A 14,256-nucleotide genomic window follows, 5' to 3' on the forward strand; every position below is an offset into this window, starting at 1 on the left:
CGGAAACGCGATTCTGACGCGGATGATCGGGAAGCCTCGGAACCCGCCGCGCACCGGGGGACGACGCCGGTGCGCGGCACAGGTCCGAGGGGAGTGGGGTTACTGGCCGACCCGGCCCGGCTGAAGCGTCCGGGTGAACAGCACGGTGCCGTCCGACTCCCGCAGACGCACCGTCAGTTCCCCGCTGTGGCCGTCGATGTCGACCTCGCCGAAGAACTGGTAGCCCTGGGCCGGCGACACGTTCTGCGCGGTCGGCGCCTTCACGAACACCCGCTCCGGACCGAAGGTGTTGTCGAGTTCGCTGGCGGGGAATGCGCCCGCGTTCAGCGGACCGGAGACGAACTCCCAGAACGGCTCGAAGTCGGTGAACGCGGCCCGCGAGGGCTGGTAGTGCTGGGCGGAGGTGTGGTGCACGTCGGCCGTCAGCCACACCGTGCCGGTGATCCGCCGGTGCTTGATGTACCGCAGCAGCTCGGCGATCTGGAGCTCACGCCCCAGCGGCGCGCCCGGGTCGCCCTGCGCGACCGCCTCGATGTTGGCCTTGCCCTCGGTGGCGTCGGGCACGACCAGGCCGAGCGGCATGTCGGCGGCGATCACCTTCCACACCGCGCGCGACCGGGACAACTCCCGCTTGAGCCACTCCAGTTGCTCCCTGCCGAGGATGCCCTGCGGGTCCACGGTCTGCTTGTCGGGAGAGTTGGCGTTGCGGTACGTCCGCATGTCCAGGACGAACACGTCCAGCAGCGGACCGTGCCGCATCACCCGCTGGACCCGGCCCTCCTTCGCGCCCGGCCGCAGCGTCGAGACCGGGAAGTACTCGCTGAACGCGCGCCGGGCGCGCACCGCGAGGGCGTCGACGCTCTTCTCCGTGTACCGGGTGTCCGTGGCGGCGATGACCTCGCCCGGGTACCAGTTGTTGCGGACCTCGTGGTCGTCCCACTGGATGATCGAGGGCACCTGGGCGTTGAAGCGTCTGAGGTTCTCGTCGAGCAGGTTGTAGCGGAAATTGCCCCGGAACTCGGCCAGGGTCTCGGCGACCTTGGACTTCTCCTCCGTGGTGACGTTCCGGTACAGGCTGCCGTCGGGCAGCGCCTGGGTCGCGGTGATCGGGCCGTCGGCGTAGATGTTGTCGCCGCTGCACACGAAGAAGTCCGGGTCCAGCTTCGCCATCGCGTCGTAGATGCGGTAGCCGCCGAGATCCGGGTTGATGCCCCAGCCCTGGCCCGCCAGGTCCCCGGACCACAGGAAGCGCACCCCGCGCCGCCCGGTGGGCACCGTACGGAACGTGCCGGTGACCGGCTCGCCGGTGCGGCGCGGGTCGTCGGGGTCGGCGAGCAGGACCCGGTAGTGGATCTGCTGCCCCGAAGGCAGTCCGCTCAGCCGGGTGGTGCCGGTGAAGTCGGTGTCCGGGCCGAGCAGCGGACCGTGCCACCGGTGCGGGGCGCGGAACGACTCGGTGGCCGAGGTCTCCACGACCATCCGGGCCGGACGGTCCGAACGCACCCACACCAGACCGGAGTCGGAGGTCACGTCCCCCGCCTGCACACCCCAGCCCGCCTTCGGACGTCCGGACCGGGCGAAGGCGGGCGCGGCCCCGAGGGCGCCGGGCACGGTCAGGGCCGCCGACGCGGCCAAGGTGCCGCGCAGGACGCTGCGGCGGGCGGGGAACGGGCGATGCGACATGGGGTTGCGCCTCCACGGACGGGATGCGGTCAGGGTGCACCGCCACAACTACTGGTGCGCCGCAGCGGGGACGCAAACCATGGGTGAACAACGCGACGCGGTGACTTCAGCGGCCGTCCGGGCGCACGGCCCCGGCCATCAGCCGTACCCCCGCGCGGATCCGGCCGGGAGCCAGATGCGCGTAGCCCAGCACCAGCCGGACGACCGCGTCGCCCGCCCGCGCGTGCGTGTACGCCGTGAGCGGGCGCACCGCGACACCGGCGGAGGCCGCCCGCTCCAGGAAGCCGTCCTGCGGGCCGTACCGCTCCGGGAGTTCGGCGATGACGTGCAGTCCTGCCGCGATCCCGGTCACCTCCGCCCCGGGGAAGTGCTCCTCCAGGGCGGCGACGAGGGTGTCGCGGCGCTGCCGGTAGGCGCGCTGGCAGCGGCGCAGCTGGCGGTCGTAGTCGCCGCGTTCCAGGAAGCGGGCGAACAGCGCCTGGTCGAGGGTCGGGTGGCCGAGGTCCATGGTCCGCTTGCGCTCGACGACCTCGTCCGCCAGGGACTCGGGCACCAGGAGCCAGCCGAGCCGCAGTCCCGGGGCGAGCGATTTGCTGACCGAGCCCGCGTAGGCGACATGCTCCGGGTCGAGGCCCTGGAGCGCGCCCACCGGGGCCCGGTCGTAGCGGAAGTCGCCGTCGTAGTCGTCCTCGAAGAGGAGGCCGTCCACCGACCGCGCCCAGTCGAGGAGTTGGGCGCGTCGCCGCGCGGAGTAGGCGATGCCCGTGGGGAACTGATGGGCGGGCGTCACCACCACGGCCCGTACGCCGGACGTCCGCAGCGGCCCGACGGCCAGGCCCTCGTCGTCCAGGGGCAGCGGTACGGCGGTGACGCCCGCCGACGCGTACAGGGCGTCGTGCTGGGGGCTGCCGGGGTCCTCCACGCCCACGGTGCGTGTCCCGCGCGCGTGGAGCACGAATCCGAGCAGCGTCGTCGCCTGGGCCACTCCGGAGACCACGATCAGCCGCTCGGGGTCGGCGACCACGCCCCTGCGGCGCGCCAGCAGTTCCGCGAGCGCGGTGCGCAACCGGGGCAGCCCGCGCGGATCGGGGTAGCCGAGCAGGTCGTGCGGCGCGTCCGCCAGCACACCGCGCTGCGCGGCGGCCCAGGCCGAGCGGGGGAACAGCGACAGGTCCGGGGTGCCGGGCACGAAGTCGACCCGGGCGGCGGGGGAGCGCGGTGCGAGATCACGCGCGCGGGGCCGCGCCGCCCGCACGGCGCCGCCCACCCAGGTGCCCGCACCCCGGCCGCTGCGCAGATAGCCCTCCGCCGTCAACTGCTCGTACGCCTCCGTGACCAGTCCGCGCGACACCCCGAGGTCGGCCGCCAGATCCCGGCTCGACGGCAACCGCGTGCCCGGCACCAGCCGCTCCGAGCGCACCGCCTCCCGCAACGCGGCCTGGAGCGAACGGCCACGCGTGCGTGCCGGTGCGGAGGCGGCGGGCAGCAGCAGTTCCCACGCGGCGGAAGCCGTCCCGCCCGCCGGGTCGGTCGGCCCCACCGGATTGGTCGGAGATGACGTCATGGAAGTGGACCTTAAACCGGACCATCCCGCTCCCTAGCGTCGCCGTCATGACCGCAACCGCCGCCCGCGGCGCCCCGCTCGCCGCCTTCGCCTGCGTCCTCGTCGGCGCGTCCTTCACCGCCAACAGCGTTCTCGGCCACTACCCGTACGCGGGCGGCCAGTTCCTGCGCTACGGCCTCGCCTGCCTCCTGCTGCTGCCCTTCGCCGGCAAGGGCGCGGCGGCCCGGCTGCGCGCGCTCACAGTCCGTCAATGTGCCCGGCTCGCACTGCTCGCGGCCATCGGCATGGTCGGCTTCAACCTGGCCGTCATCGCCGCCGAGCACAGCGCCGAACCGGCCGTCCCGGGCGTGTTCGTGGGCTGCGCCCCCGTGGTCGTCGCGACCCTGGTCCCGCTCCTTGAGGGACGCCGACCGCGCACGACGGTCCTCTACGGGGCGTCGGTCGTCGCCGTCGGCGCGTTCACCGTCCAGGGGTGGGGCCGTACGGACGCCGCCGGAATCGCCTTCTCCGGGTGCGCACTCGCGGGCGAGGTGGGCTTCGCGGTGCTCGCGGTGCCCGTACTGCGCCCCCTGGGGCCGCGGTTGCTGTCGGCCGCGGTGTGCGGTGTGGCCGCGATCGAGGCGGCGACGGCAGGGCTGGTCCTGGACGGGAGCGGCTGGCTGCGGCGCCCCGACACCACCGAGACCGTCGCGCTGCTGTGGCAGGCGGCGGTCGTGACGGTCGTCGGCTTCGTGTGCTGGTACATGGGCTTGCAGCGGATCGGCGCGGAGCGCGCCACGCTCTTCTCCGGCCTCATCCCGGTCGCGGCGGCCGGTACCGCACCCCTGGTCGCGACGGGCTCCTACGGGGCCGCCCAGGCCCTCGGCAGCGCCCTCGTCGGCGCCGGGGTGGCCCTGGGATCAGGTTGGCCGACGTGGTTCCCGCGCCGGTCAGCGGCTGCCGTCGAGGATGACGCGCGCGACCAGCGCCGGGTCGTCGTTCATCGGGCAGTGCCCGCAGCCGGGCAGGCGTACGAGCCGGGCGCGCGGGATCAGGTGCTTGGCCCGCACGCCCTGGCGGCGCAGCAGCAGCCGGTCCCGGGTGCCCCAGGCCACGGTGACCGGCAGACCGGGGATGTCGTCGGTGAACTGGACGTCCGTACCGGCCCGGAGCGTGTCGTCGAACCCGGTGGCGTTGACGAGCGCGAGCGTCTCGGCGACCACGGCCTCGGGTGAACGGCGGGCGGGGCGGGCGTAGATGGTGCTCGTCAGGGCGGCCCGCCCGGCCGCCGTGCGCGACAGCCGCTCGACCAGCGGCAGCGGCATCCCCCGGGCGATCCGCCGCATGGTGAGCAGGACCCCGAAGGCGTAGCGGCGCTCGGCCTCGGACCAGAACCCGGCCGGGGACAGGGCGGTGACGGACCGCACGATCTTCTCGCGGCCCAGTTCCAGGGCCAGCAGACCACCGAGCGAATTGCCCGCGATGTGCGGTCGTTCGAGGCCCAGCGTCTCGCAGAACGCGCTGAAGACGGCGGCCGTCGTGGACAGGTCGTACGCCAGCCCGGCCGGCAGCGCGGGGGAGGCGCCGAACCCGGGCAGATCCACGGCGATCACGTCCCGCTCCGTCGCCAGGATGTCCACCACCGGGTCCCAGGCCTGCCGGTGATGACCGATGCCGTGCAGCAGGAGCAGCGGTTCGCCACTGCCCGCGCGCGCGTAGGACAGCGTCACGGACTGCGGGCCGTGCGGGGAGGGGACCGGGAAGGAGACGGTGGCGGACATGGGGGTGCTCCTCGTCTGGGCTCGATGGCAGGCGCCGTGCAGACCGTGTAGACAGCTTGTCAGCAAAAGCTACCAACCGGTAGCCCCCGTCGTCGCGGACCTCGCCGCGCGCCTGGCCGCCGATCTCCCGGTCCTCAACGCGCCCCGCGCACCTGGAGGTTGAACTCGCCGTGCCCGAGGGTCCGGAACAGGTTCACCCACAACGGCAGCATCATCTCCACCGCGCGCGCCGACTCGATGCCACCCAGATCGAGCACCCGGTGCGCGGGCCAGCCGAACTCCCCGAGCAGGGCCGTCACCTGGCTCTTGGCCTCGTCGTCCTCGCCGCACACGAACACCTGGTGCTCGCCCGGCACCAGCGAAGGGTCCACCATCACCCGGCAGTTGACCGTGTTGAGGGACTTCACCACGCGCGCGTGCGGAAAGGCGCGCTGGATCTGCTCGCCCAGACTGTCCGACTCCACCGGCGACAGCCGGAGCCGGCCGTCCTCGAACGCCAGCGGATTGGACACGTCGAGGACGACCTTGCCGTCGAGACGCTCCGCCCCGGCCGCCTCCAGCGCGGCGAGCGCCACCCGGCCGCCCACCGCGTTCACGATCACCTCGCCCGCCGCGGCGGCCTCCGCGAACGTACCGGCACCCGCCCCTGCACCCGCGCCCTCGGCCCACTTCGCGGCGGCCGGATTGTCCTTGGTGCGCGAACCCAGGGTCACCTGGTGCCCCAGTTCGACCAGCTTGCCGCCCAAGGCCTGGCCGACCTCGCCCGTACCCAGCACCGCGTACCGCACAGCCACCTCCCGAAGGGGCCGCCGGAAGTCGTCGGCCCGGGGCCAATTCTGCTCCGGGACACCCGAATTTCTCCTGGACACGGGCGTACGTGTCGCATGGGATGGAGGCGTGAGCACCGACACCGCGACCGAAGTCTTCGAAGAACACCGCCCCGTCCTCATGGGCGTCGCTTACCGCATGCTCGGGCGGGTGGCCGACGCCGAGGACGTGGTCCAGGAGGCCTGGCTGCGCTGGTCCGGAACCGACCACCGCGCGGTCCGCCAACCGCGCGCCTACCTGGTGCGCGTCACCACCCGCCTCGCGATCGACCGGCTGCGCCAGGTCAAGGCGCGCGGCGAGGCCTACGTCGGCCCGTGGCTGCCCGAGCCCTACGTCACCGACTTCGGGGACACCGTCGAGGACACCGCGGAACGGGCCGTACTCGCCGACTCCGTCTCCTTCGCCGTACTCGTCGTCCTGGAGTCGCTGTCCCCGCTGGAGCGCGCGGTGTTCGTCCTCAGGGAGGCGTTCGGCTACCCGTACGCGGAGATCGCGGCCATGCTGGACCGAGGCGAGCCCGCGGTGCGCCAACTCGCCGGACGGGCCCGCAAGCACGTCGACGAACGGCGCACGCGCTACGACGTCGACCCGGCCCAGCGCCGCGATCTCACCGAGCGGTTCCTCGCCGCGGCGGCGGAGGGCGACCTGGCCGGCCTGCTGGAACTGCTCGCGCCGGACGTCCGGCTGGTGGGCGACAGCGGCGGCAAGACCAAGGCGCCGCTGCGGATCCTGGAGAGCGCCGACAGTGTGGGCCGCTTCCTGGTGGCCGTCGCGGGCAAGGGCGTTCCGGAGATCTCGTTCCGCTTCCTTGAGCTGAACGGCGGACCCGCAGTGCTGATCCTTTCGGGTGGCGAACCGGACAGCGTCTTCCAGGTGGACGTATCCGCCGGACGCATCGGGTCCGTGTATATCGTCCGCAACCCGGACAAGCTCCGGTCGCTGGCTTCCGCTTAGCCGAGCCCCCGACAGGCCCCCGTTCCGCGACGGGGGCTTTGCCGTCGTGTCACGAAACGAGCCCATGACGAACGCCTTGTGAACGCTCCAGGGCAACCGCTCTCTGTGTTGCCTGTGGGATCGAGGATTGGTCTTGACCAAGGGTGTGGGCCGCCCTATGGTCACTGATAAGTGAAACAACCTTTAATAAACAAGGGCGCTAAAACGCGGCCGGACCACGGCGATTGCGGAGGACAGGGTGGGGACCACGCAGTTGGAATCGGTGCCGGAGCCGAAGTACTGGCATCTCAAGACCGTGCTGAGTGAGGCACTGGACTCCGAGTTCTCCGTGGGCGAGATCCTGCCCAACGAGCGAGACCTCGCCGCGCGCTTCGGCGTCGCCCGGGCCACACTCCGGCAGGCTCTGGAACAACTCGAACTGGAAGGGCGGCTCCAGCGCCGCCGAGGCGTCGGTACGACCGTCGCACCGCCGCGCGTGGGCGTCGCCGTCGGCACCGAGCAGCACGCCTGGCCGGGCGCCGCCGACGACTCCTGGCAGTCCGTCGACTGCGTACTGGTGGCTCCGCCGGCGGCCGTGGCCGCCGCCCTGGAGACCGCTCCCGAGGAACTCGTGCACACCGTACGGCGCTCCCGGGTGAGCCACGGCCAGCCGGTCGCCGCCGAACTGCTCTACATCCCGGAGTCGTCGGTGCCCGACCTCTCCGCGATAGACACACCGTCCGCGACGGCACGCGCGCGTGCCGTGCTGCGCGAGTTGCAGCGCCTCGAACTGGAGGGCCAGGACCGCGCCGTCGAACTCGGCTCGGCCCGCGCGGACGACGCCAAGGAGCTGGACCGCCTCCCCGGGGCCCCGGTGCTCGTCGTCACGGCCCGCTACTTCGCCCAGGGCCGCACCGCCGCGGTCTCCGTGGCGACCTACCGCGCGGACACCTGCCGCCTGACCTTCGCCGACTCCGGAGGCGTGGAGATCCACCACGGCCCCGAACGCCAGGCTTCCTGACACCGGCCACAGCCCGTCCGTCGCGCCCCGGAACTCCACCGGGGCGCGACGCGTTCACCCCTCGACCCGACCGCCGAGCTAAAGCCTGTTCCGGATGTCCGTGATCTGGGCATTTCCCTTGTATGGGTGGTGTGTTGAGGGCTGATCCGGTGTGGATCGAGGTGTTCACCGGTGTGCGGGTGGACCGGTTTGCCCGGCTGCTGCGGGCGGTGCGGGAGCGGGGCGGCGAGCATCCGCGGATGGGGCGGCCGTGGCGGCTGCCGCTGGCCGAGCGGGTGCTGCTGGTGGCGGTGTACTACCGGACCAACCTGACCATGCGGCAGCTGGCAGTCCTGTTCGGCGTCAGTGCGGCGACGGTATGCCGGACCGTCCAGCAGGTGGGCCCGCTCCTCGCGCTCGAACCGGCGCCCCGCCCCGAGGACGCGGTGGAACGGCTGTGGATCGTGGACGGCACGCTGATCCCCGTGCGCGACCGCTCCGTCGCCGCCTCCGGCCGCAACTACCGCTTCTCCGCGAACGTGCAGGTCGTCATCGATGCCGACACCCGGCTGGTGGTCGCCACCGCACCCCCGGTGGCGGGCAACATCGCCGACGCCCATGCCTTCCGGGACACCGGCCTGGCCGAGGTCTGCTCCGGCATCACGGTGCTCGCCGACGGCGCCTACGGGGGCACCGGTCTGGTGATCCCGCACCGCCGCCGCGCCAAACGGCCGCTGCTGCCCGTCCAGGAAGCCGACAATGCCGAACACCGCAAGGTCCGCGCCCGCGTCGAGCACACCTTCGCCCGGATGAAGAACTACAAGATCCTCCGCGACTGCCGACAGCGCGGCGACGGCCTCCACCACGCCGTCCAGGCCGTCGCCCGCATGCACAACCTCGCCCTCGCCACATGACCGACACCCTCACAACGGCGCACCACACCGCCCGCTCACGGACATCCGGAACAGGCTTTAGGCCGTGTCCGCAAAGTCCCGCCTGCCTCTCGGCGCCCGGCACGCACGCTCGGCGCACCGCCCGAAAGCCCGAGTACGCCCAGTACGAGGACTTCCGGGCGGCACTCCCCCAGCCTCCGGCCGGGGGGACCCCCAGCGCACGCACCGGACGCCGCGAGGCCCGCCCTCCGGGCGGACGACGCGACTTCGCGGACACGACCTAGCGCCGCGTCACCGTGCCCTCGACCGCGAACAGCTGCTCCTCGACGTGATCGAGGGCCAGCCGCAGCGCCCCGGTGGCCGCGGCCGCCTCGCCGAGCAGGGAGAGGGCCACCTTCGGCGGACGGAGGCAGTACCGCGCCAACTCCCGCCGCAGCGGCTCCAGTACGCCGTCCAGACCGGCCGCCCAGCCGCCCACGACGACCAGTTCCGGATCGAGGGCGAGGACGAGCGCGGCGACATCGTGCACCAGGCGCTGTATGAAGCGGTCGACAGCCGCGCGGGCCCGCTGGTCGCCGTCGCGGGCCAGCGCGAACACCTGGGCGACCGCCTGTTCGTCCAAGGGGTGCAACGGCTCGTCCGTCGTGGACAGCAGCGTCTCCGGAGTCACGTCCCGGCCCAGCAGATGCAGCGCGCCGATCTCACCGGCCGCCCCGCGATATCCCCGGTGCAGCCGCCCCCCGATCAGCGAACCGGCGCCCGGGCTCAGCCCCGCCAGCACCATCACCATGTCGTCGGACTCGGTGGCCGCGCCCTTCCAGTGCTCGGCGACCGCCGCCGCGTTCGCGTCGTTCTCGACCAGCACCGGGCACTTGAAGGACCGGCTCAGCCGCTCACCCAGATGGAGTCCCGTCCACTCGGGCAGCGCGGTGCCCAGCCGTACGGTGCCGTCCGCCTCGACGATGCCCGGTGTGGCGACCCCGACCGCCCGCAGCGAACCGCGGGCCACTCCGGCCCGGCGCAGCAGCTCGGCGACCGCCGTGCGCAGCCGCTCAAGGCGCTCGTCCGCCGACGCCGTCTCGTCGACGTCCTTGGCGATCGCGCCGAGCACCCGGCCGTCCAGGTCGGCGAGGAGCACGGCGACGCGATGTGCGCCGATCTCCAGGCCCAGCAGATGCCCGGCCTCGGCCCGGAACCTGAACCGCCGCGCGGGCCGCCCCTGGCGCCGTACGACGCTCTCGTCGGCCGCCTTCTCGACGACCATCCCGGCCTCGATCAGTCCCTCGACGACGCCCTCGACGGTCGGCCGGGACAGACCGGTCACCCGGGTGATCTCCGTCAGCGTGGCGCAGTCCGTGGCACGCAACGCGTGCAGCACCACCGCGGAGTTGATCCTCCGCAGCAGCGAGGGGTCCCCGCCGGTCAGCCCCGCCAAGGTCTGTCCTCCCAGCTCGTGCGCGTGTTGGGCGGATCGTACTCGGCGCGGCGGACCCCGGCGAGTGCCGGGCGCCGAGGACCCGCGAACCCCACCGGATCAGCCGGGCGCCACGAACCCCGACTCGTAGGCCGCGATCACCGCCTGCGTACGGTCCCGCGCCCCCAACTTCGCCAGTACGGCACTCACATGCGACTTCACCGTCTCGGTCCCGACGACCAGCCGCTCGGCGATCTCCGCGTTCGACAACCCCCTGGTCATCAGCCGCAGCACCTCGGCCTCCCGCTCGGTCAGCCGGGCCCGCTCCAGCACCGCGCGCGCCGCCCGGTTCCCGCCGCCGTCGCCGTACTCCGCCGCCAACTGCCGTACGGACGCCGGGAACAGCAGTGACTCGCCCTCGGCGACCAGCCGCACCGCGTGCACGATCTCGGCCGGCCGGGCCCGCTTTAGCAGGAACCCGTCGGCACCGGCCCGCAGCGCCTCGTACACGTACTCGTCGTTCTCGAAGGTCGTGACGACCAGGATCTTCGGCGGGTCCTCGACCGTCCGCAGCACCGCGCGCGTCGCCTCGATGCCGTCCATGAGGGGCATCCGTACGTCCATGGCGACCACGTCGGGCCGCAGCCGCCGCACCAGCGGGATGACCGCGGCCCCGTCGGCGGCCTCCCCGACCACCTCGATGTCCGGCTGTGCCTCCAGGACGGCCCGCAGACCCGCGCGGACGAGGGGTTCGTCATCGACCAGCAGAACGGTGACCGGCATCCGGCCACCCTAGATCAGCCCAGCGGAAGCTCCGCCCGCACCTGCCAGTCACCCTCGTCGGGCCCCGTGTGCGCCCGGCCCCCGAGCAGCGCGGCCCGCTCGCGTATCCCCCGTAGACCACTGCCCCGCCCCGGCCCGGACACGGCGGCCGTCAACGGATTGCGGACCTCCAGATCGAGGGTGCCGTCCGCGACCCGGACACGGACCCGCACGGGTACCGCTCCCGCGTGCCGCAGCACATTGGTCAGCGCCTCCTGAAGGATGCGGTACCCCTCCCGGGACACGGGCCCCGGCACCGTCTCCAACGGCCCGGTCACCTCCGCGTCGACCTTCGCCCCGGAGGCCCGCGCGGACTCCCACAGCCGGTCGGCGTCCACCAGCGTCGGCCGGCCGCTCACCGGCCGCTCCGCCTCGCGCAGCACGCCGAGCACGCGCTCCAGGTCCTCCAGCGCGGCCCGGCCGGTCTCCTCGATGGCGCCCAGGGCCCGCTCGGTGAACGCCGGGTCGCCCGCCGCGCGGGCCGCGCCCGCCTGGACGACCGCCACGGTCAGCGCGTGCCCGATGGAGTCGTGCAACTCCCTCGCGATGCGGTTGCGTTCGAGCAACTGCTCGGTGCGCTCCTCCAGCGCGGCGAGCCGTTCTGCGGGGGAGGGACCGAGCAACGCGCGGGCCGTGGACGTCACCACCTTCCCGAGGCCTACGATGGCGCCGTACAACGCGATCAGCGGGAGCGGGGCCAGCACGGCGTACCACCCACTCGGAGACGCCTCCTTGAGGACCCATACGTCGTCGGGCACGCGCCCGCGCGCGATCTCGATCAGCTGGAAGGCGATGACCGGCAGCCAGACGCAGGCGAACGCGGTCACCCACCCCAACGCCATCCGGACCTCCAGCCACAGCACGGTCCGGCCCCGGTCCCGCCAGGTCGCCGAAGGCGCCACGGAGATCCCCGAGCCCTCCTCGCCCGGCGTCAGCAGCAACCGCGCCTGCACCCCCTCGCCGGTCCGCAGGGCCGGGACCAGCCCCACCGGGATCAGCGCGAGCGCGGGTGCGTACGGCGTGTCCGGGCTGATGAAGAGCCACACGCTGACGATCAGCATCGGCACCCACAGGTGCAGCAGACGCGTGTACGTCGTCCCCCGGAGCAGCGGGCGCAGGAAGCGGGCCATTCCGACATCGTGACAGCCGGCACCGACAATCGACCTCCCCCGAGCGGGGGAGACGGACACCACCTGCGGGGGAGGCCCCAACTCCCTTGAACGGCCAGGCTGTCGACCATGACCAGCATCGACGTACGAGACCTCACCAAGGAGTTCGGCGACCGGCGGGCCCTGGACCGTGTCACCTTCGGCGTCCGCCCCGGCAAGGTGACCGGGTTCCTCGGCCCCAACGGCGCCGGAAAGACCACCACCATGCGCCTCGTCCTCGGCCTCGACCGCCCCACCTCCGGAACCGCCACCGTCGGAGGCCGCCCCTACGCCGAACTCACCGAGCCGCTGCGCCACGTGGGCGCCCTGCTCGACGCCCGGGCCGCCCACGGCTCCCGCACCGGCCGCGACCATCTGCGCGCCCAGGCCGCGAGCAACCGCATCCCGGCCACCCGGGCCGACGCGCTGCTGGAGGAGACAGGACTCGCGTCGGTCGCGCGGCGCCGGGTGAAGACGTACTCCCTGGGCATGCGGCAGCGGCTGGGCATCGCCGGTGCCCTCCTGGGCGACCCCGAAGTCATCCTGCTGGACGAGCCGTCGAACGGCCTCGACCCCGAAGGCATCGTCTGGATCAGGGAGTTGCTGCGCCGCCTGGCGGCGGAGGGCCGCACGGTCCTGGTCTCCAGCCACCTCATGAACGAGACCGCCTCCTTCGCCGACCACCTGATCGTCCTCGGCCGTGGCCGACTCCTCGCCGACACCCCCATGCGGGACTTCATCGACGCGCGCGTACGGCCCCAGGTGCGCATCCGTACGACGGACGCCGGGGCCCTCAAGTCCGCGCTCGCCGCACACGGCCACGACGCCGTGGAACACGAGGACGGGCACTGGACCGTGCCGCACGCGCGCGTGGACGAGATCGGCGCCCTGTTGTCCTCGGCGGGTGTCCCGATCCTCGAACTGGCCTCCGCCGAGGGCACGTTGGAGCAGGCCTACCTGGACCTGACCGCCACCGAGACCGAGTTCACCGCCCAGCGCCAGGAGGCCTGACCATGTCCTTCACCCCCGCGTTCCACTCCGAGTGGATCAAGATCCGCACCCTGCGCTCCCACCTCGCGTCCCTCGCCACGATCCCCGCGGTGACGGCCCTCTTCTCCGCCCTCGCCGCGTCCGACACCGGTGGCGACGACTTCGATCCGCTCTTCGCGGCCTTCTTCGGCGTGTCCTTCGGACAGATCGCGGCGATCGCCTTCGGCACGGCCGCCGTGTCCGCCGAGTTCCGGGGCGGGGCGCTACGGCTGTCGCTGGCCGCGGTGCCGCGCCGGGGACGCTGGTTCGCGGCCAAGGCGACGGCCATCGCCGCACCCATGCTCGCGATCGGCCTGGTCACCGGTGTCGTGACCCTGGTGGCGGGCCGGGCGGTCCTCGGCACCGAGGCCGCCGCGCTCGACCGGGCGGAGCAGGTGCGCGCGGTGGTCGGCTGCGCCGGCTACCTCACGCTGATGGCACTGTTCGCGGCCGGTCTCACGGCGCTGCTGCGGAGCGGTGCGACGACGCTCGGCATCCTCATCCCGTTCCTGCTGATCGTGTCCTTCGTGGTCGGCGACATGTCGAACGACATCGCGGACCTGCTCCCGGACCGGGCCGGGCAGGTGGCGCTGCACGAGAGCTGGGACGGCGCACTCGGCCCCTGGACCGGCCTGGCGGTGACGGCGCTGTGGACGGCGGCGGCGCTGGCGGCCGGGGCGTGGAGCCTGCGGCGGCGGGACGCCTGAACCGGGCAAGTCACTGACGCCCCGCCAATTGTCAGTGGCAACCGCTTTACTGGATCACATGGACATCATCGCGAAGCACCTGGCCGCCATCGACCGGCTCTGCGCCGAGGAGTTCCCCGCGGAGCCGGGCACCTCGGGTCGCCGCACGGCCGGGCCGGGCTACTTCACGGTGGAGTTAGAGACCGACCAGGAGCTGACAGCGGACGACGTCGACGCGTTGCGCCAGGGGATCGCGGAGCGGCTGCACGACCGCCTGGGCGAACAACTCCCGTGGGGTCAGCTCACGGTGAGAGTACGCATGGAGCGCGGGGAGGGGATACCCGAGCCGTGGGCCACGCTCGCCGACCGCACCGACGCGCTCGACGTGTGGCGGATACCGGAGACCGGCCGCTGGATCGCTCTGGGCGTGGCCGACCGCGAGGACCAGGAGCAGACCCGACTCCTCGTCACGGTCACGGAAACAGACCCACCGTGA

Annotated in this window: 13 protein-coding genes and 1 pseudogene; 7 read left to right on the top strand and 7 right to left on the bottom strand. The window is 72.9% G+C overall.

Going from position 1 to position 14,256, the window contains the following annotated elements; genetic code table 11:
* Nucleotides 1–99: 99 nt before the first annotated feature.
* On the bottom strand, nucleotides 100–1,683 hold the full coding sequence (locus ACIQPR_RS38600) for an alkaline phosphatase D family protein (RefSeq protein ID WP_403658547.1): 1,584 nt from the start codon (nucleotides 1,681–1,683) through the stop codon (nucleotides 100–102).
* 106 nt (nucleotides 1,684–1,789) lie between these two features.
* Entirely contained in the window at nucleotides 1,790–3,247 is a 1,458-nt protein-coding gene (locus ACIQPR_RS38605) for a PLP-dependent aminotransferase family protein (RefSeq protein ID WP_403658550.1), read from the bottom strand.
* Nucleotides 3,248–3,294: 47 nt separating this feature from the next.
* On the opposite strand from ACIQPR_RS38605, the pseudogene ACIQPR_RS38610 reads away from it, so the two are divergent.
* A pseudogene (locus tag ACIQPR_RS38610) lies at nucleotides 3,295–4,131 on the top strand (DMT family transporter); the annotation flags it as partial.
* Between the two features lie 45 nt (nucleotides 4,132–4,176).
* On the opposite strand, the gene ACIQPR_RS38615 reads toward ACIQPR_RS38610, so the two are convergent.
* Both ACIQPR_RS38615 and ACIQPR_RS38620 read right to left on the bottom strand, forming a co-directional pair.
* Complete coding sequence (locus ACIQPR_RS38615) at nucleotides 4,177–5,007, bottom strand: alpha/beta fold hydrolase (protein ID WP_403658553.1); 831 nt, start codon at nucleotides 5,005–5,007, stop codon at nucleotides 4,177–4,179.
* A 134-nt stretch (nucleotides 5,008–5,141) separates the two neighbouring features.
* Nucleotides 5,142–5,795, bottom strand: coding sequence for an NADPH-dependent F420 reductase (locus tag ACIQPR_RS38620; RefSeq protein WP_403658556.1), 654 nt, complete (start codon nucleotides 5,793–5,795; stop codon nucleotides 5,142–5,144).
* Nucleotides 5,796–5,904: 109 nt separating this feature from the next.
* Between ACIQPR_RS38620 and ACIQPR_RS38625 the strand changes: the two genes are divergently transcribed.
* The 3 genes from ACIQPR_RS38625 (at nucleotide 5,905) to ACIQPR_RS38635 (ending at nucleotide 8,682) form a co-directional block, all read left to right on the top strand.
* A complete protein-coding gene (locus tag ACIQPR_RS38625) occupies nucleotides 5,905–6,789 on the top strand; it encodes an RNA polymerase sigma-70 factor (RefSeq protein WP_403658559.1) in 885 nt (294 codons plus the stop codon).
* A 238-nt stretch (nucleotides 6,790–7,027) separates the two neighbouring features.
* The gene (locus ACIQPR_RS38630; protein ID WP_403658562.1) at nucleotides 7,028–7,789 is read left to right on the top strand and encodes a GntR family transcriptional regulator; all 762 of its coding nucleotides are present in this window, start codon (nucleotides 7,028–7,030) and stop codon (nucleotides 7,787–7,789) included.
* Nucleotides 7,790–7,911: 122 nt separating this feature from the next.
* Entirely contained in the window at nucleotides 7,912–8,682 is a 771-nt protein-coding gene (locus tag ACIQPR_RS38635) for a transposase (protein ID WP_403658566.1), read from the top strand.
* A gap of 259 nt (nucleotides 8,683–8,941) precedes the next feature.
* On the opposite strand, the gene ACIQPR_RS38640 is transcribed toward ACIQPR_RS38635, so the two are convergent.
* From ACIQPR_RS38640 to ACIQPR_RS38650, 3 genes are all read right to left on the bottom strand, one after another.
* Nucleotides 8,942–10,096 (bottom strand): ROK family transcriptional regulator, encoded by a 1,155-nt coding sequence (locus tag ACIQPR_RS38640; protein WP_403658569.1) that lies wholly within the window; start codon nucleotides 10,094–10,096, stop codon nucleotides 8,942–8,944.
* Nucleotides 10,097–10,195: 99 nt separating this feature from the next.
* Nucleotides 10,196–10,858, bottom strand: coding sequence for a response regulator (locus ACIQPR_RS38645; RefSeq protein WP_403658572.1), 663 nt, complete (start codon nucleotides 10,856–10,858; stop codon nucleotides 10,196–10,198).
* 14 nt (nucleotides 10,859–10,872) lie between these two features.
* On the bottom strand, nucleotides 10,873–12,027 hold the full coding sequence (locus ACIQPR_RS38650; RefSeq protein WP_403658575.1) for a sensor histidine kinase: 1,155 nt from the start codon (nucleotides 12,025–12,027) through the stop codon (nucleotides 10,873–10,875).
* A gap of 108 nt (nucleotides 12,028–12,135) precedes the next feature.
* Here ACIQPR_RS38650 and ACIQPR_RS38655 point away from each other — a divergent pair, with 108 nt between their 5' ends.
* The 3 genes from ACIQPR_RS38655 to ACIQPR_RS38665 are packed head-to-tail and all read left to right on the top strand — an operon-like array spanning nucleotide 12,136 to nucleotide 14,256.
* The gene (locus tag ACIQPR_RS38655; RefSeq protein WP_403658578.1) at nucleotides 12,136–13,056 is read left to right on the top strand and encodes an ABC transporter ATP-binding protein; all 921 of its coding nucleotides are present in this window, start codon (nucleotides 12,136–12,138) and stop codon (nucleotides 13,054–13,056) included.
* Nucleotides 13,057–13,058: 2 nt separating this feature from the next.
* Nucleotides 13,059–13,781: an ABC transporter permease gene (locus tag ACIQPR_RS38660; protein WP_403658581.1), complete on the top strand. Its 723-nt coding sequence runs from the start codon at nucleotides 13,059–13,061 to the stop codon at nucleotides 13,779–13,781.
* 58 nt (nucleotides 13,782–13,839) lie between these two features.
* Nucleotides 13,840–14,256 carry a hypothetical protein gene (locus ACIQPR_RS38665; protein ID WP_403658584.1) on the top strand — a complete coding sequence of 139 codons (417 nt, stop codon included), beginning with the start codon at nucleotides 13,840–13,842 and terminating at the stop codon, nucleotides 14,254–14,256.

This window comes from Streptomyces sp. NPDC091280 (genome assembly GCF_044768565.1).
GTDB lineage: Bacteria > Actinomycetota > Actinomycetes > Streptomycetales > Streptomycetaceae > Streptomyces.

What these genes read in the sequence shown, in the direction of transcription:
- ACIQPR_RS38605 (WP_403658550.1), bottom strand. Translation starts at nt 3,247, where the DNA reads ATGACGTCATCTCCGACCAATCCGGTGGGGCCGACCGACCCGGCGGGC.
- ACIQPR_RS38660 (WP_403658581.1), top strand. Translation starts at nt 13,059, where the DNA reads ATGTCCTTCACCCCCGCGTTCCACTCCGAGTGGATCAAGATCCGCACC.
- ACIQPR_RS38665 (WP_403658584.1), top strand. Translation starts at nt 13,840, where the DNA reads ATGGACATCATCGCGAAGCACCTGGCCGCCATCGACCGGCTCTGCGCC.
- ACIQPR_RS38600 (WP_403658547.1), bottom strand. Translation starts at nt 1,683, where the DNA reads ATGTCGCATCGCCCGTTCCCCGCCCGCCGCAGCGTCCTGCGCGGCACC.
- ACIQPR_RS38655 (WP_403658578.1), top strand. Translation starts at nt 12,136, where the DNA reads ATGACCAGCATCGACGTACGAGACCTCACCAAGGAGTTCGGCGACCGG.
- ACIQPR_RS38650 (WP_403658575.1), bottom strand. Translation starts at nt 12,027, where the DNA reads ATGGCCCGCTTCCTGCGCCCGCTGCTCCGGGGGACGACGTACACGCGT.
- ACIQPR_RS38645 (WP_403658572.1), bottom strand. Translation starts at nt 10,858, where the DNA reads ATGCCGGTCACCGTTCTGCTGGTCGATGACGAACCCCTCGTCCGCGCG.
- ACIQPR_RS38615 (WP_403658553.1), bottom strand. Translation starts at nt 5,007, where the DNA reads ATGTCCGCCACCGTCTCCTTCCCGGTCCCCTCCCCGCACGGCCCGCAG.
- ACIQPR_RS38635 (WP_403658566.1), top strand. Translation starts at nt 7,912, where the DNA reads ATGGGTGGTGTGTTGAGGGCTGATCCGGTGTGGATCGAGGTGTTCACC.